Genomic DNA, 14,855 nt, shown 5'->3' with positions numbered 1-14,855 from the left:
TCCTAGACGGCGGGGGTGGGCGCGGGCCGGTCGTCGGCCGTGATGGCGAGGAACGCCTCCTCCAGCGAGGTGGGGCGGACCTCCAGGTCGCGGAACGCCACGCCGGCGGTGACCAGGTCCCGGACGAGTTGGTCGGCGTCGGCGGTGAGCAGGTGGACCCGGCCGTCGAGGCGTTCGGTTGCCACCACCCCGGGCAGCGCCGGCAGGTCGTCGGCGACCAGGCTGACCCGGCGCACGCCGACGATGCCGCGGACGGCCGTCACCGAGTCGTCGGCGAGCACCCGGCCGTGGCCGATCACCACCACCCGCTGCGCGAGCGCCTCCACCTCCTCCAGGTAGTGGCTGCTCAGCAGCACCGTGCCACCCTCGGCGTGGAAACCCCGGATCGCCTCCCAGAGCGCGTGCCGCGCCTCCACGTCCAACCCGGTGGTCGGCTCGTCCAGCACCACCAGTCGGGGCCGGCCGACGAACGCCAGCGCCACCGCCAACCGGCGCCGCTGGCCGCCGGAGAGACCGCCGGTCTGCCGGCGCACCTGGTCGCCGAGGCCGAACCGGTCGAGCAGCTCGCCCCGGGGCACCGGGTCGGGGAAGTGCGCGGAGACGAAGTCGACCACCTCGCCGACCCGCAACGTGCCGGGCAGGCCGGTCTCCTGCGGGGTCACCCCGAGCTGCCGTCGGCTCGCCGGGTCGCGGGGGTCGCCGCCGAACAGTGCGACCCGGCCGGCGGTGGGGCGGCGCAGCCCCACCAGCAGGTTGATCAGGGTGCTCTTGCCGGCGCCGTTCGGGCCGAGCAGGCCGACCAGCTCCCCGGACCGGACGGTCAGGTCGACCCGGTCCAGTGCCAGCACCTCGCCGTAGCGGCGGCTCACCTGTTCGGCGCGGGCCAGGATCATCGGGGGACTCCTCGGGCGGAGGGGAATGTGCCTCCTCTGTCTACCGTGCGCACGCCAGTCGCACCGCCCCGTGCCCGGGGGTGCGCGTCACCCGGTCCGGGCCCACGACCGCCACGGCCACGACCGATACTGAGCCGATGGACGAGACGGGATACCGCGACCGGATCGACCGGCTCGTCGAGCCGGGCGAGCGGGTGCTGGCCCACGCGACGGCGGGCGTCGCCAACGGCGCCCAGCCGCCCGTGCCACCGGACGCGGCTCCGCCGGAAGCGCCCGGCGGCCGGGTGCACGTCGGGGCGGTGCTGTTCAACCTGATCTCCCCGCTGATCGTCTGGGACCGGGGCGACCGGCTGGTGGACCGGGTGGTGTGGGGGGTCGCCGGACGCGGCGCGCCCGGTTCCGCCGCGTCCCGGCTGTGCCACGCGCTGAACCCGCCCAACCCGGAGCTGGCCGTCCGCGACGTCGTGTTGGCGGTCACCGGCCGGCGACTTCTCGCCTGTCTGAGCGGCCCGACGACGGTGCTGTCCAGCCGGGCCGACGACGCGCGGGCCGTGGCGCGGACCGCGGTCGTCTGGTCGGCGTCGCGCGCCGAGGTCGCCTCGGCCCGGGTGGGCTGGCACCGGCTCAACCCGAAGCGGCTGCGCGTCGACTTCACCGACGGCTCCTGGCTGGCCTTCACCGTGCCGATCGCCGAGTCGGGTCGCCCGCTGCGCGGGATCGCCGCCGCCCTCTCCGCCTGACCGGAGGGCGCGGCGTCCGGCTCAACCGGCCAGCGGCATGGGCAGCGGCTCGCGGTGCAGCACCGCCAGCCGGGAGACGGCCCGGGTCAGCACCACGTAGAGGCGGTGCAGGCCGCGCGGCTCGGCGGCCACGATCGCGGCCGGCTCGACGACCACGACGTGGTCGTACTCCAAGCCCTTCACCAGCGTCGCCGGGACCACGGTGACCCGCGCCGCGGCCTCGACGTCGTCGGCGGTCGCGGTCTCGACGCCCGCCTCGGCGAGGGCCGCGCGGAGGGCGTCCACTGTGGAGTCGGCGGCGATCACACCGACCGAGCCGTCGTGCGCGAGCGCCGCCCGCACCTCGGCCACCGTCGCGGCCGTCAGGTCCTCGGCGGTACGCACGTCGAGCGCGCCGTCGTGGCGCAGCGACCGGGCCGGGGGTACGTCGACGGCGAGCGCCGGCAGCAGCCGGTTCGCGAACGCCACCACGGCGGCCGGCACCCGGAAGCCCACGCTCAGCGGCACCACAGCGGCGTCCGGCTTGCCCAGGTGGGCCAGGGACTCCCGCCAGTCGGTCGCCGCCCACGGCGCGGTGCCCTGGGCCAGGTCGCCGAGGAGCGTGATGGAGCCGTGCTCGCTGCGCCGGGCGATGGCCCGGCACTGCATCGGGGAGAGGTCCTGCGCCTCGTCGACCACCACGTGCCCGAAGCCGGCGGGCCGTTCCAGCAGCCCGGCCACCTCGTCGACGAGCACCGCGTCCGCGGCGGTCCACCGGGTCGCCTTCGCGGTCCGCGCCACCTTCCCGGAGCGGAACAGCTCCTGCTCCTCGGCGGTGAGCAGGCCGTCGGCGGCGGCGGCGGCGAGCGCGTCGGCGTCGGTGCGCAGCCGGTGCAGCAGCCCCTCCGGGGTGAGTGCCGGCCAGACCGCGTCGAGCAGGTCGGTGACCGGCTTGATCCGGCTCATCCGGCGCAGCCAGGCGTCGCTCGGTGACTCCGCCCGGCGGGCCTCGGCCTGGCGTTGCAGCAGTCCCACCACCCGGGCCCGGACGCGCTCCCGGCCGACGGCGTAGGGCAGCCCCTCCTGCCGCGTCTCGGCGACCAGCCGGTGCAGCGGGTCGAGCCCGATCCGCCACCGGAACGAGCCGTCCGAGACCATGATCGGCTCGGTCGGCGTACCGATGTGGGCATCGACGGCGCGGCGCAGCACCTCGGCCATCCGGACGTCGTGCTTGAGCGTCGCGGCGGCCGGGTCGTCGACCGCGCGGACCGGCACCCGGGCGACCAGGTCCTCGACCGTGGCCTGCTCGACCTCGACCTCGCCCAGCGCGGGCAGCACCGACGCGATGTACGACAGGAACGCCCGGTTCGGCCCGACGATCAGCACACCCGAGCGGCGCAGCCGTTCCCGGTGCAGATAGAGCAGGTACGCGGCGCGGTGCAGCCCGACCGCCGTCTTGCCGGTGCCGGGAGCGCCCTGGACGCAGATCGAGTCGGCCAGGTCGGCCCGGACCAGCTCGTCCTGCTCGGGCTGAATGGTGGCGACGATGTCCCGCATCGGGCCGACGCGGGGGCGCTCGATCTCGGCGGTGAGGATGCGGCTGGCGGTGCCGAGTTCCTCACCCCGGTCCAGGTGCTCGTCCTCGAAGCTGGTCAGGACGCCGGCGCTGAACCCGAACCGGCGGCGTACCGCGACGCCCTGCGGGTCGCGGGCGCTGGCCCGGTAGAACGACCGGGAGACCGGGGCCCGCCAGTCCAGCACCAGCGGCTCGCCCCGCTCGTCGGTGACGTGCCGCCGCCCGACGTGGTAGTCCCGCCCGGCGTGGTCCGGGTCCGCCTCGCCGAAGTCGAGCCGCCCGAAGAAGAGCGGGGTGGTGGGGTCGTCGGCCAGTTCCTTGACCCGGCGGGCCATGTGCCGACCGAGCTGCTCGGCGGTGTAGGCGTCGCCGGCCACCTTGTCGCCGGTGGCGAAGAGCGCCTCGGCGCGTTCCCGCATCCGGCGTAACGCGGCGCGGGACGTGTCCAGGTGGGTGCGCTCGGCGGCAAGATCGGCGTCGAGGGTCGTGGCGTCTTCCAGGTCTGTTGCGGGCACTGTGAACTCCCAAGGCTCAACATGATGCTCGCTCGCGTGTCCGGGGCGGTTGGCCTGCTCCCGGCGCGGGGACGTCCGCTGCGGTGCGTGCTCACCGCGGCCGTCGGGCGGCCGTCCACGTTACGGCCCTCCGGGCTGCGGCGCCACCGATTTACGGCTGGTGAAAGGTGGCGTGATGCCCCGCCCCGCGGCGGTCAGCGATGCGCGGATCCCCGCCCGTCCGGCCCGTACGGCGGTCGGTAGACCAGGTCGACGACGTCCCGGCGCTGCTGGCCGATGCTCCAGTCGCTGGCCTGGGTCAGGTCGACGGTGACGCGCAGGGTGCCGACTCGTCCGGGGGCGAGTTCGCCGAGCACCTCGCCCTGCGGCGACACCACCATGCTGGGACAGTGCTGGGCGGGATCGGCAACGTTCACGGCGAAGACGAAGCGCTGGTTCTCGGCGGCCCGGCTGATCAGGTGGCTTCGCCACAGCCCGGCCGGGGCCTCAGGGCTTGCCGCGTTGGTCAGGAAGACGAATGCGTCCACCCCGGCCCGCGCCAGGTACTGCCACTGCTCCGGGTAGCGGATCTCCCGGCAGAGCTGCACGCCGACTTCCAGCCTTCCCTCGGGGAGGCTGAGCGTGTGCGTGGGCAGTTCGTCGCCGGCCCGCAGGACGTCCCGCTCGTTCATCGCCAGATTGATCTTCCGGTAGGTCCACCGCTGGCCGTCCGGCGCGAAGTAGAGGGCGGTGTTCCACCAGGCGCCGCCCTCGCGCATCAGGGAGCCGCAGAAGAGGTGGACGGCATTCTCCCGGGCGAGTGCGGCCAGCCGGGAGATGCCCCGTTCGAGAGCGTCGAGGTCGAGATGCGCCAGGGGTGACAGGTCCGAGGCGTACCCGGAGAGTGCGCCCTCGGGCAGGAGCACGATGTCGCCGGGCCGGGCGGCGGTCACGACCTGGGCGATGCCGGTGAGGTTGCGGGCGAGGTCCCAACCGGTGGGGACCTGGCCGATGACGACGGACGTCCGCATGGTCGGTGTCCTTTCGACGGTGAGCGGAGAGCCTAGGCGGCGCGTCGTCCCCGAGTGCCGTGAGGGACGTGCGGGCGGCAATCATGGAGGCATGACGGAGGCTCGGCCGGAGCAGCGCCGGGTGACGATCAGCGACCCGCAGGTGATGCGGGCGCTCGCTCACCCGGCCCGTATGGCGATCATGGAACACCTCAGCGCGGTGGAGGGCGGTGTGACCGCGACGGAGTGCGCCGAGATCGCCGGCCTGTCGCCGAGCGCGACCAGCTACCACCTGCGCGAGCTGGCGAAGTTCGGCCTGGTGCGGGAGGCGCCGGGTCGAGGCGACGCGCGGGAACGGGTGTGGGAGGCGGTGAACGCCTCCTACTCGGTCGACGCGGGGCCGGACGCCGACCCGGACACGCGAGCGGCCGAGGCGGCGCTGGTCGAGGCGCACCTGGTGCGCGACGCCCAGCGGGTCCGGGACTGGCTGCGTCGCGCGCCGGACGAGCCGCGCGAGTGGTACGAGGCGACCTGGCTCAGCGACAGCGTGCTGCTGCTGACTTCGGAGGAGTTGGTCGAGGTCAACCAGGCGATCCAAGAACTGATCGCGCCCTATCGGCAGCGGGCCCGGACCGATCCCCCGGCGGGGGTCCGCAAGGTCGCGATGCAGTACCGGGCGATGCCGATCGACTGAGCCGGGGTCTTGCGCACGCAGGTGTGAAGGAATATTTTCGAAGTATGTCCTTCACATCTGGTGGGTCGCGCTGGTCCGACGTCTGGCTGGCGACCGCCGCCCGGGGCGTCTCCAGCTGCGGCGACTTCCTCGCGGCCACCGCGCTCACGCTCGCGCTCCAGTCCGCCGGGGCCGGTGGCCTCGCCGTCTCCGGGCTGCTGCTCGCCGCCACACTGCCGCTGGTCGCGCTCGCCCCGCTGACCGGCCGCCTCGCCGACCGGGTGGACAGCCGGGTCCTGCTGGTCACCGCCGGCCTGGTCCAGGCGGGGATCTGCGTGGCGCTCGCGTACGCGCGGGACCCGGTCCTGGTCATCGCGCTGGTGGCGCTGCTCGCCACCGGGCTCGCGGTCACCCAGCCGGTGCTCGCCGCGCTGGTGCCGGTGATGGTCCGACCCGTGGACCTGCCCCGGGCCGGCGCGCTCAACCAGACCGCCGGCACGCTGGGCGCGCTCGCCGGGCCCGCGCTGGCCGGGCTGCTCGTCGGTCAGTTCGGCACCCGGGTGCCGCTGCTCGTCGACGCGGGCACCTACCTCGCGCTGGTGGTGGCGGGGTTGCTCATCCGTACCCGGCGGGGTGGGCGTGGGTCGACGGCGGCCGGGGCCGCGACGGCGGTCACGCCCGCGTGGCGGCTGCGTCGCGACCCGCTGCTGATGATGATGGTCGGCAGCGTCGCCGCGGTGGTCGGCGCGGTCGGGGCGATCAACGTGATCGAGGTCTTCTTCATCCGGGAGACGCTGGACAGCTCCACCACCGTGTACGGCCTGGTCACCGGCGCGTGGACGCTGGGCATCGTGGTCGGCGCCTGGGTGTTCGCCCGGGTCGCCCGGCGACTCGTCGACGACGGCGCGCTGCTCGGGGCCGGGCTGGTGCTGCTCGGCGGCTGCTGCCTGGCCGTTCTCGTCTCGGCGGCGGTGCCGGTGGCGTGGCTGCTCGTGCCGGTCTGGCTGCTGGGCGGCGTGGCCAACGGCGGCAACAACGTCTTCGACCAGCTGCTGTTGGCGCGCCGGGTGCCGGAGGAGGCCCGGGGCCGGGCGTTCGCGGTCTTCGGCGCGGCGGTGCAGGGCGCCGGGATGGGCGGCTTCCTGGTCGGCGGCCTGCTCCTGGAGGTGGCCGGGCCCCGGCCGCTGGTCGCCGGCTGCGGGGTGGTCGGCCTGCTGGTGGTCGTCGGGCTCGCCGGGCCGGTCCGCCGCGCGGTACGCGCCGACCGCTCCGCCGCCCCCGTCGCCGCGCCGTCCCCGGCGGGGGTGGGCGGTTAACAGGGGCCCCCTCCTCTACCTAATGCGTTAACAGGGGGCCCCTCCTTCCCCCCGGTGCGGCATGAACCACTTACCGGCCGGCCCGTGGGGCGGGGCGCGGGCGGCGGGGATACGGTCGGGACATGGCCGACCGCATCGCCCGCCCCCGGGTGGGGCACATCCAGTTCCTCAACTGCCTGCCCATCTACTGGGGTCTGATGCGGTCCGGCGCGCTGCTCGACGTCGACCTGCACAAGGACTCGCCGGACCGGCTCAGCGCCGACCTGGTCGCCGGTGACCTCGACATCGGCCCGATCACGCTGGTGGAGTTCCTGAAGCACGCCGACGAGCTGCTGCTCCTGCCCGATCTGGCGGTGGGCAGCGACGGCCCGGTGCTCTCGGTCAACGTGGTGTCCACCCGGCCGCTGGGCGAGCTGGACGGCGCCCGGGTGGCGCTGGGCTCCACCTCGCGTACCGGGGTGTTGCTGGCCCAGGTGCTGCTCGCCGAGCGGCACGGGGTGCGCCCGGAATACTTCCGCTGCCCGCCGGACCTGACCCAGATGCTGCTGGAGGCCGACGCCGGGGTGCTGATCGGCGACGTGGCGCTGCGCGCGCTGTACGAGGCGCCGGGCAAGGGCCTCGCGGTGACCGACCTGGGTCAGGCCTGGCACGACTGGACCGGGCTGCCGATGGTGTTCGCGGTCTGGGCGGTACGCCGGGAGTTCGCCGCCGCGCATCCCGGCCTGGTCAAGGAGGTGCACGAGGCGTTCCTGCGTTCGCGTGACCTGTGCCTGGCCGAGCTGGACCAGGTCGCCGAGGCGGCGGCCCGCTGGGAGCCGTTCGACGCGGCCACCCTGGCCACCTACTTCCGCACGCTCGACTTCTCGCTGGGCGAGCGGCAGGTGGCCGGGCTGCGCGAGTTCGCCCGCCGGGCGGCCGCGTACGGGGAGGTGCCGGCGCTGCCGGCGGGCGGCCCGGAGTTCTTCCAGGGCTGAGTGCCCGGGGCGCGGGTCAGGTCGCCGGACGCAGCAGCGCCTCGGTGATCTGCTCGCAGGCCTTCATGCCGTAGTCCCACCCGCCGACGCTGAACGGGCTCTTGACCATCACGCCCATGGTCCAGGTGTCACCGATCGCCAGGCAGTTGACGTGGTATTCCTTTTCCTTCTGCCGGTCGATCCAGCCGTTCTTGATGGCGATCTTCTTCTGCTCGCCGGCGGGGAACGCCTTGCGGATGCCGAAGTCACCGGCGCCGCGGACCAGCCGCATCTCGTTGAGCAGCCACTTCGTCCACTTCGGCCCGGCCGCCCGGCCGTCGTCGATGCAGAGTCCGAGCCGCGCGGTGTCGCGCGGGGAGAGCAGAGTCCGGCTCCAGCCACCGTCGGCGGCCACCTTGCTGTCGGTCAGCTTGCACATCGAGATGAGCCGCTTGATCGACGCCGCGCTGCCCACGCTCTCGTAGAACTCCTGGGCCCGGGTGTTGTCGCTGTCCCGAATGATCTTCGTGGCGTCGGCCAGCTTGGCGTCGCTCGGGGTCTTGCCCGCCTCGGCGCTGCGGCGCAGGTAGTCGGCGACCACCCACGCCTTGATCAGCGACGCGGTGGTGCTCGTCTCGCCCATGTTCGTCGAGCCGATGATCTTCCCGGTCCGCTTGTCCAGAACGGACCAGGCGTACCAGCCCTTGAGGTCGAGGTCGTCGAGGTCCTGGGCCGCGAACGGCAGGGGCTCCAGCGACGGCGACGGGGCGGGTCGGGGTCGGGCGTTGCGGTCGGTGGGCTGGGTGGTGGACCGGTCACCGGCCACGTCGGGGTGTGCGGTGGAGGTCGTCCGCAACGGCGAGCCGGGCACCAGCCGCAGCGAGAGGACCAGCAGACCGACCAGGGCCAGGGCCACGGCGCTGAACGCCAGCGGCCGGCGGTGGCTGCCGGGCCGTCGGCGGGCGCCGGCCATCAGAGCTTCCCGACGGGTTGCTGCGGCACCTTGAGCGCCGCGCCGGGCTGCGGGGTGACGAGCTGTGTGGCGACGCTCGCGCAGACCTTCGAGCCGTACGAGAGCCCGGCGCTGCCCGGGTAGCGCATCATCACCGCGAGGCTCCACTTGTCGGTGACCGCGAGGCAGTTGACGTGCCAGTTGTTGTCGTAGACGAGCTGGGTCCAGCCGTTCTTGATGTGCACCGGACCCTGGGCCTTGATCGAGGCGGGCAGGCCGTCGACGATGCCCCACTTGCCGCCGCCGGACTTCAACTGCTGGGTCTTGATGCTGCCCCGGACGTTGGCCATCTCGTTGAGCACCCACTTGGTCCACTTGGGGCCGGCGGCCTTGCCGTCGGCGATGCAGTCGCCCAGCCGGACGGCGTCCCGGGGTGACATCTGGGTGAAGCTCCACCAGCCCAGGTAGTCGGGGACGGTGCCGGCCCGGGTGTCGGTCAGCCCGCAGATCTTGACGGCCCGCTGGAGCACCGGGTTCAGCTTGTTGCCGGGCTGCGGCTTGTAGGACCCGCCGGCCGCCCGGTAGACCATGTTCGCGCCGTCGTCGTTGCTGTCCCGGATGGCCACGCTGGCCGCCTTCTTCAACGCGGCGGTCGGCTGCTTGTCGCCGAGCTGACGCAGGTAGTCGGAGACGATCCAGGTCTTCAGCATCGACTCGGTGGAGCTGGTGCGGTTCATGTTCTGCGCGCCGGTGACGGTGCCGGTGGTGCGGTCCATGAGGGCCCAGGAGAAGAAGTCGCCCTTGAAGTTCACCGAGACCGGGGCGTCGGCCAGCGTCGGGGCCGGCGGCGCGGTCGGGCTCGGCGCGGGCACCTGCTGGCCGCCGCCGATGCCGCCGATGCCGTTTCCGCCGTCGCCGCCGGAGAGCTTCGCGTACGCGGCGGGGACCAGCATGACGCCGCCGATGAGGACCGCCACGATGGCGAGCACCATGGTCACGCGAGGTCGCATGAGTGGGTGAGCTCCAGATGTCTGGCCGGGGGGACCGGCGCTTCCGCATGTCTTCGGCCCCGTCGCCACAAGGCCGGGGGACGGTGGCCTGAGCTGTGGCGATCAACGGCAGCCGATCGGTGTGCCGGGGGAAGTCTACTTCCGGACCGGCCGTACGCCAGACTCCGACGCCCGCCGACTCGCCGGGTGGGCGGGACATTGAACCGCTATGCCGCCCTTGGGGGGTTTCATCTTTGGCAAGTGGTCGACGTCACAGGCGTTTTCCCAGGTCAGCCGCGACCACGGCGGGCGTCCGCCCGGTCACCGAAGGTGGCCGCGGAATCCTGTTACACCCTCTGGTGTCACGCGTCGCGAGCTGTAACACTGGCCTCATGTATGGCAACGACTTCGCCCCGCCCGAGGACGGTCCGGGCGGCGGCCTGCTCGGCGAGGTGGAGGCCGCGGAGGCGGCACTGCGCGAGGCGGCGGCGCGCGCCCGGCGCGGCGGCCCGGCACCGGACGAGGACGTCGAGGCGTACTTCGCCGACGTCATCGGCGCGGACCAGAAGATCGAGCCCCGGGACTGGATGCCGGAGGCGTACCGCAAGACGCTGATCCGGCAGATCGCCCAGCACGCGCACTCCGAGATCATCGGAATGCAGCCGGAGGGCAACTGGATCAGCCGGGCGCCGTCCCTCAAGCGCAAGGCCATCCTGCTGGCCAAGGTGCAGGACGAGGCCGGCCACGGCCTCTACCTCTACGCCGCCGCCGAGACGCTCGGCATCAGCCGGGACGAGCTGGTGGACCTGCTGCTCGACGGCCGGCAGAAGTACAGCTCGATCTTCAACTACCCGACCCTCACCTGGGCCGACGTCGGGGCCATCGGCTGGCTGGTGGACGGCGCGGCAATCGTCAACCAGGTGCCGCTGTGCCGCTGCTCCTACGGCCCGTACGCCCGGGCCATGATCCGGGTCTGCAAGGAGGAGTCGTTCCACCAGCGGCAGGGCTACGAGATCCTGCACACGCTGGCGCACGGCACCCCGGCCCAGAAGGCGATGGCCCAGGACGCGCTGGACCGCTGGTGGTACCCCTCACTGGCCATGTTCGGCCCGCCCGACGGGGACTCGACGCACAGCGCGCAGTCCATGGCCTGGAAGATCAAGCGCTTCTCCAACGACGATCTGCGCCAGCGCTTCGTCGACATGTGCGTCGGCCAGGCGGAGGTGCTCGGCCTGACCATTCCGGACCCGGACCTGCGCTGGAACGACGAGCGGCAGGCGTACGACTACACCCAGCCCGACTACGCCGAGCTGATGCGGGTCATCAAGGGCGACGGGCCGTGCAACCGGGAGCGGATGGCCCACCGGCGGCGGGCCCACACCGACGGCGCCTGGGTACGGGACGCCGCCGAGGCGTACGCCGCCAAGCAGGCCCGGACGAAGGAAAAGGTCGCCGCATGAGCAAGGAATCCTCGCCGCTCTGGGAGGTCTTCGTGCGGGCCCGGCGCGGCCTCTCGCACACCCACGTCGGCAGCCTGCACGCGCCCGACGCGGAGTTGGCCCTGCGAAACGCCCGCGACCTGTACACCCGTCGCCAGGAGGGCGTCTCCATCTGGGTGGTGCCGGCGAGCGCGATCACCGCGTCCAGCCCGGACGAGAAGGACGCGTTCTTCGACCCGGCGGCCGACAAGGTCTACCGCCACCCGACGTTCTACGAGGTGCCGGACGGGGTGGCACACCTGTGAGCGCGAGGAGTGAGCCGGTTCTGCGAGCCCCGCAGTCGCGAACGGAAGGCGGCTCGGTGAGCCTCTTCGGCTTCACGCTCGGCCTCGGTGACGACGCGCTGGTCGCGGCGCAGCGGCTCGGCGAGTGGACCTCCCGCGCGCCGGAGATGGAGGAGGACATCGCGCTGGCCAACATCGCCCTCGACCAGCTCGGCGCGGCCCGGCTGCTGCTCACGTACGCGGGCGAGCTGGAGGGCGCCGGCCGGGACGAGGACGACCTGGCCTACCTGCGCGACGACCGGGAGTTCCGCAACTGCCTGCTGGTCGAGCTGCCCAACGGCGACTTCGGCGTGACCATGGCGAAGCTGTTCTTCCTCGCCGCCTGGCAGCTCCCGCTCTACACCGCGCTGGCCGGTTGCGGGGACGACCGGCTGGCGGCCATCGGCGCCAAGGCGCGCAAGGAGTCGGCGTACCACCTGGACCACGCCTCGCTCTGGGTGAAGCGCCTCGGCGACGGCACCGACGAGTCGCACCGTCGCATGCAGGACGCGGTGGACGAGGTCTGGCCGTACGTGCACGAGCTGTTCGTCCCGGACCCGGCGGCGCCGGTCGACCCGGCCACCCTGCGGGCCGACTTCGACGCCTCCGTGGCCGCCGTGCTGGACGAGGCCACGCTGACCCGCCCGGAGACGAGCTGGACGCCGGGGGGCGGCCGGGACGGCGTGCACACCGAACACCTCTCCTACCTGCTGGCCGAGATGCAGGTGCTGCACCGCGCTCACCCCGGAGCGCGCTGGTGAGCGATGTCAGGGCGGCCGTGGCGTCGGTGGTGGATCCGGAGATCCGGGTCATCACCATCGACGAGCTGGGCATCCTGCGCGCGGTCGAGGAGGAGCCCGGCACCGGTCGGGTCCTGGTCACCATCACCCCCACCTACACCGGCTGCCCGGCCATGGACGTGATCCGCGCGGACATCCGGCGGGCGCTCGCCGCGGCCGGGCATCCGGACGCCGAGGTCCGCACGATCTACAGCCCGGCCTGGAGCACCGACTGGATCTCCGACACCGGCCGGGCCAAGCTCGCCGCCGCCGGCATCGCGCCGCCCGCCCCGCGCGGCGACGACACCGTGGTGCCGCTGACCCTGGCGGTCCGCTGCCCGCGGTGCGGATCGCCGGACACCACGCAGGTCAGCCGGTTCGGTTCCACCGCGTGCAAGGCGTTGTGGCGCTGCCGTTCCTGCTCCGAACCCTTCGACCACCTGAAGGCGCTGTGACTGTCACCATCACCCGGCCGGTCCGTCGCCGGCCGGTCTTCCACCCGTTGCCCGTCGCCGCCGTCGACCGGCTCACCGACGACTCGGTGTCGATCACGTTCGCGGTGCCCGAGGAGCTGCGGGAGACGTTCGCGTTCTCCGCCGGGCAGCACCTCACGGTCCGGCGTCCGGCGAGCGCCGCCGACCCGGAGGCCGGGGAGGCGCGACGGTCGTACTCGATCTGCTCCACCCCGGACGAGCTGGCCCGGCACGGCCGGTTGCGGATCGGGGTGCGCGAGGTCCCGGGCGGGGCCTTCTCCGCGTACGCCTGCGGCGCGCTGCGCGGCGGCGACACCGTCGACGTGCTGCCCCCGCTGGGGCACTTCACCTCCGCGTTCGCCCCGGACCGGGTCCGCCGGTACGGCGCGGTGGTGGCCGGCTCCGGCATCACCCCGGTGCTCGGCCTGGCCGCGACCGCGCTGGCCGTCGAGCCGGGGAGCACCTTCACCCTGGTGTACGGCAACCGCACGGCGAACACGGTGATGTTCGCCGAGGAGCTGGCCGACCTGAAGGACCGCTACCCGACCCGGCTGCACCTGGTGCACGTGCTGTCCCGGGAGATGGGGGAGTCGGCGCTGCTGTCCGGGCGGATCGACGCCGACCGGCTGACCCGGCTGCTGGACTCGGTCGTGCCCGGCGACGAGATCGAGGAGTGGTTCCTCTGCGGCCCGTACGGGATGGTGGTGGACGCCAAGGCGGTGCTGGCCGGTCGCGGGGTGCCCGACTCGGCGGTGCACACCGAGCTGTTCCACGTGGACGCCCCGCCGGAGCCGGTCCGCCGGGAGACCGACCGGCCCGGCGCCGGCGCCGAGGTGACGATCCTGCTGGACGGCCGCTCGTCGAGCTTCACCATGGGTCGGGACGAGCGGGTGCTGGACGCGGCGCTGCGGGTGCGTGGTGAGCTGCCGTACGCCTGCAAGGGTGGGGTCTGCTCGACCTGCCGGGCCAAGGTGACCGAGGGTGAGGTGACCATGGCGCGCAACTACGCCCTGGAGCCGGACGAGGTCGCCGCCGGCTACGTGCTGACCTGCCAGTCCAGCCCGGTCACCGACAAGCTGACCGTCGACTACGACGCCTAGCGGCAACACCACAAGGTGCCGTGGCGGCGCGACCCCCGAAGCCGACGCGGCGCGCCACGTCCATTTCTTGTCCGAACGGTTCGGACAGCGGTAACCTTCAACTGCCAGGGGCACTAGCCCCGTGGAAGTGGACCCGGCAGCCTTCCGGACGGTGGGTGGGCCGGGTCTCGCGCTGTCTGCGCCTCGTCAGACCTGTCGCGACTCACTGACCATGCGACGGATGGAGTTCCTCCAGCGCCCGCCTTTGGCCCAGCACCACGCCAGCGCGTCGGGAATGGCCAGCAGGCACTCCTCGTGAGCACGCAGCTGGTCGTAACGCAGCCTCCCGTCCACCCCGCACTTCCTGACCTGCTCGAAGAGCAGGCGCTGATCGGCTTGGAAGGTCGAGTCGTCGCGTTCCAGGACGAGGCGGGCAGCCCCGATCTTTGCCGCGTGCTCCACCAGAGAGACGAGGCATGCCTCGCGAGCGACCCTGGCGTTGCGATGGTGCTTCGCGTCGAAGATGACGGCGTGCGCGGAGAGCGCGAGAAGCCCGTCGACGATCTGACGGCGCCGGTCGTCCCTCTCCTTGTGGAAGTGGATACGGCGTTGGCCGGGCAGGATGAGATCACGAATCGACCGGCGCGCAGCGGTCAGATCGGCCGGGTGCATGACCACGGCGGCGACAAGAAGCCCTCGCTCCTTGGTCTCGTCGACGAAGACGTGCGCGGTCATGGGACGAGGCCGCCTTCCTGTCGCTGCTCAGACCTGGTCAGGCGTTGACGATTTCCCTGATGCGGTCGAGCTTCTGGCGGGCGGTCAGGCCGGCGGGGTTCTTGGTGCCGATGACGTCCAGCTCTGCCCGGACGTCACAGTCGTCCGGCTGTAGGACGGCATCGATCACACGCGCTCGAGGGCCGCCGTCCCGGACGTAGATCCAGACCGTCTGCGACTGCCGTGGCTCGGCGTTGAGCGCCGCGTCGAGCCGGTGGGAGGGGAAGAAGCCGAGGCCGGTCGCCCTGAGCGTGTCGGCGATCTCGGCCAGGACCCAGCGGCCGAGCTTGCGGTAGCCCAATTCGGTCCGCAACTCGCCGAGGGTCGCTTCCGTTAGTCCTCCGTCCGCTCGGCAACGGGCGGCGATGCCTTGAGCGTTTTCCGTCTCGCTCACATCCCACTCCAGTGCGTCG

General features: G+C 72.9%; 16 protein-coding genes. 9 read left to right on the top strand and 7 right to left on the bottom strand.

Going from position 1 to position 14,855, the window contains the following annotated elements; translation table 11 throughout:
- Positions 1-2 precede the first annotated feature (2 nt).
- Positions 3-893, bottom strand: a complete 891-nt coding sequence (locus COO58_RS05320) for an ABC transporter ATP-binding protein (protein WP_091565194.1) — start codon at positions 891-893, stop codon at positions 3-5.
- A 137-nt stretch (positions 894-1,030) separates the two neighbouring features.
- Between COO58_RS05320 and COO58_RS05315 the strand changes: the two genes are divergently transcribed.
- Positions 1,031-1,633: a hypothetical protein gene (locus COO58_RS05315; protein ID WP_091565190.1), complete on the top strand. Its 603-nt coding sequence runs from the start codon at positions 1,031-1,033 to the stop codon at positions 1,631-1,633.
- A 21-nt stretch (positions 1,634-1,654) separates the two neighbouring features.
- On the opposite strand, the gene COO58_RS05310 is transcribed toward COO58_RS05315, so the two are convergent.
- Together COO58_RS05310 and COO58_RS05305 are read right to left on the bottom strand one after the other, a co-directional pair.
- Positions 1,655-3,703, bottom strand: coding sequence for an AAA family ATPase (locus COO58_RS05310; RefSeq protein ID WP_098744046.1), 2,049 nt, complete (start codon positions 3,701-3,703; stop codon positions 1,655-1,657).
- A gap of 194 nt (positions 3,704-3,897) precedes the next feature.
- Entirely contained in the window at positions 3,898-4,713 is an 816-nt protein-coding gene (locus tag COO58_RS05305) for a carbon-nitrogen hydrolase family protein (RefSeq protein ID WP_098744044.1), read from the bottom strand.
- A 91-nt stretch (positions 4,714-4,804) separates the two neighbouring features.
- Here COO58_RS05305 and COO58_RS05300 point away from each other — a divergent pair, with 91 nt between their 5' ends.
- From COO58_RS05300 to COO58_RS05290, 3 genes are all read left to right on the top strand, one after another.
- Entirely contained in the window at positions 4,805-5,386 is a 582-nt protein-coding gene (locus COO58_RS05300) for a winged helix-turn-helix domain-containing protein (RefSeq protein ID WP_098744043.1), read from the top strand.
- A gap of 44 nt (positions 5,387-5,430) precedes the next feature.
- Positions 5,431-6,681: an MFS transporter gene (locus COO58_RS05295; RefSeq protein WP_098744041.1), complete on the top strand. Its 1,251-nt coding sequence runs from the start codon at positions 5,431-5,433 to the stop codon at positions 6,679-6,681.
- Positions 6,682-6,803: 122 nt separating this feature from the next.
- Positions 6,804-7,655 (top strand): menaquinone biosynthetic enzyme MqnA/MqnD family protein, encoded by an 852-nt coding sequence (locus COO58_RS05290; protein ID WP_091565178.1) that lies wholly within the window; start codon positions 6,804-6,806, stop codon positions 7,653-7,655.
- Between the two features lie 16 nt (positions 7,656-7,671).
- On the opposite strand, the gene COO58_RS05285 is transcribed toward COO58_RS05290, so the two are convergent.
- Both COO58_RS05285 and COO58_RS05280 read right to left on the bottom strand, forming a co-directional pair.
- Positions 7,672-8,607, bottom strand: a complete 936-nt coding sequence (locus COO58_RS05285; RefSeq protein ID WP_091565176.1) for a hypothetical protein — start codon at positions 8,605-8,607, stop codon at positions 7,672-7,674.
- On the bottom strand, positions 8,607-9,596 hold the full coding sequence (locus tag COO58_RS05280; protein ID WP_098744040.1) for a hypothetical protein: 990 nt from the start codon (positions 9,594-9,596) through the stop codon (positions 8,607-8,609). The genes COO58_RS05285 and COO58_RS05280 overlap by 1 nt, the downstream gene beginning before the upstream one ends.
- A gap of 371 nt (positions 9,597-9,967) precedes the next feature.
- Here COO58_RS05280 and paaA point away from each other — a divergent pair, with 371 nt between their 5' ends.
- From paaA to paaE, 5 genes are read left to right on the top strand one after another with little or no spacing between them, the layout of a single operon-like run.
- A complete protein-coding gene (gene paaA / locus COO58_RS05275) occupies positions 9,968-11,035 on the top strand; it encodes a 1,2-phenylacetyl-CoA epoxidase subunit PaaA (RefSeq protein WP_098744038.1) in 1,068 nt (355 codons plus the stop codon).
- Positions 11,032-11,319, top strand: a complete 288-nt coding sequence (paaB, locus tag COO58_RS05270; RefSeq protein ID WP_088959289.1) for a 1,2-phenylacetyl-CoA epoxidase subunit PaaB — start codon at positions 11,032-11,034, stop codon at positions 11,317-11,319. Before paaA ends, paaB begins: the two co-directional genes overlap by 4 nt.
- Before the next feature lie 20 nt (positions 11,320-11,339).
- Positions 11,340-12,098, top strand: a complete 759-nt coding sequence (paaC, locus tag COO58_RS05265; protein WP_369700191.1) for a 1,2-phenylacetyl-CoA epoxidase subunit PaaC — start codon at positions 11,340-11,342, stop codon at positions 12,096-12,098.
- Positions 12,095-12,571 carry a 1,2-phenylacetyl-CoA epoxidase subunit PaaD gene (gene paaD / locus COO58_RS05260; RefSeq protein ID WP_098744034.1) on the top strand — a complete coding sequence of 159 codons (477 nt, stop codon included), beginning with the start codon at positions 12,095-12,097 and terminating at the stop codon, positions 12,569-12,571. The genes paaC and paaD overlap by 4 nt, the downstream gene beginning before the upstream one ends.
- Positions 12,568-13,689, top strand: coding sequence for a 1,2-phenylacetyl-CoA epoxidase subunit PaaE (paaE, locus tag COO58_RS05255; protein ID WP_098744033.1), 1,122 nt, complete (start codon positions 12,568-12,570; stop codon positions 13,687-13,689). The genes paaD and paaE overlap by 4 nt, the downstream gene beginning before the upstream one ends.
- A 186-nt stretch (positions 13,690-13,875) precedes the next feature.
- On the opposite strand, the gene COO58_RS05250 is transcribed toward paaE, so the two are convergent.
- Together COO58_RS05250 and COO58_RS05245 are read right to left on the bottom strand one after the other, a co-directional pair.
- On the bottom strand, positions 13,876-14,403 hold the full coding sequence (locus tag COO58_RS05250; RefSeq protein WP_091565150.1) for a hypothetical protein: 528 nt from the start codon (positions 14,401-14,403) through the stop codon (positions 13,876-13,878).
- Between the two features lie 37 nt (positions 14,404-14,440).
- Positions 14,441-14,836 (bottom strand): hypothetical protein, encoded by a 396-nt coding sequence (locus COO58_RS05245; RefSeq protein WP_091565149.1) that lies wholly within the window; start codon positions 14,834-14,836, stop codon positions 14,441-14,443.
- Positions 14,837-14,855 lie beyond the last annotated feature (19 nt).

The organism is Micromonospora sp. WMMA1996, assembly GCF_002573675.1.
Classification (GTDB): domain Bacteria; phylum Actinomycetota; class Actinomycetes; order Mycobacteriales; family Micromonosporaceae; genus Micromonospora; species Micromonospora sediminicola.
This window is presented reverse-complemented; position numbering and strand designations above follow the sequence as displayed.

What these genes read in the sequence shown, in the direction of transcription:
- COO58_RS05305 (WP_098744044.1), bottom strand. Translation starts at nt 4,713, where the DNA reads ATGCGGACGTCCGTCGTCATCGGCCAGGTCCCCACCGGTTGGGACCTC.
- COO58_RS05295 (WP_098744041.1), top strand. Translation starts at nt 5,431, where the DNA reads ATGTCCTTCACATCTGGTGGGTCGCGCTGGTCCGACGTCTGGCTGGCG.
- COO58_RS05320 (WP_091565194.1), bottom strand. Translation starts at nt 893, where the DNA reads ATGATCCTGGCCCGCGCCGAACAGGTGAGCCGCCGCTACGGCGAGGTG.
- COO58_RS05280 (WP_098744040.1), bottom strand. Translation starts at nt 9,596, where the DNA reads ATGCGACCTCGCGTGACCATGGTGCTCGCCATCGTGGCGGTCCTCATC.
- COO58_RS05300 (WP_098744043.1), top strand. Translation starts at nt 4,805, where the DNA reads ATGACGGAGGCTCGGCCGGAGCAGCGCCGGGTGACGATCAGCGACCCG.
- COO58_RS05290 (WP_091565178.1), top strand. Translation starts at nt 6,804, where the DNA reads ATGGCCGACCGCATCGCCCGCCCCCGGGTGGGGCACATCCAGTTCCTC.
- paaA (WP_098744038.1), top strand. Translation starts at nt 9,968, where the DNA reads ATGTATGGCAACGACTTCGCCCCGCCCGAGGACGGTCCGGGCGGCGGC.
- COO58_RS05285 (WP_091565176.1), bottom strand. Translation starts at nt 8,607, where the DNA reads ATGGCCGGCGCCCGCCGACGGCCCGGCAGCCACCGCCGGCCGCTGGCG.
- COO58_RS05315 (WP_091565190.1), top strand. Translation starts at nt 1,031, where the DNA reads ATGGACGAGACGGGATACCGCGACCGGATCGACCGGCTCGTCGAGCCG.
- paaB (WP_088959289.1), top strand. Translation starts at nt 11,032, where the DNA reads ATGAGCAAGGAATCCTCGCCGCTCTGGGAGGTCTTCGTGCGGGCCCGG.
- COO58_RS05250 (WP_091565150.1), bottom strand. Translation starts at nt 14,403, where the DNA reads ATGACCGCGCACGTCTTCGTCGACGAGACCAAGGAGCGAGGGCTTCTT.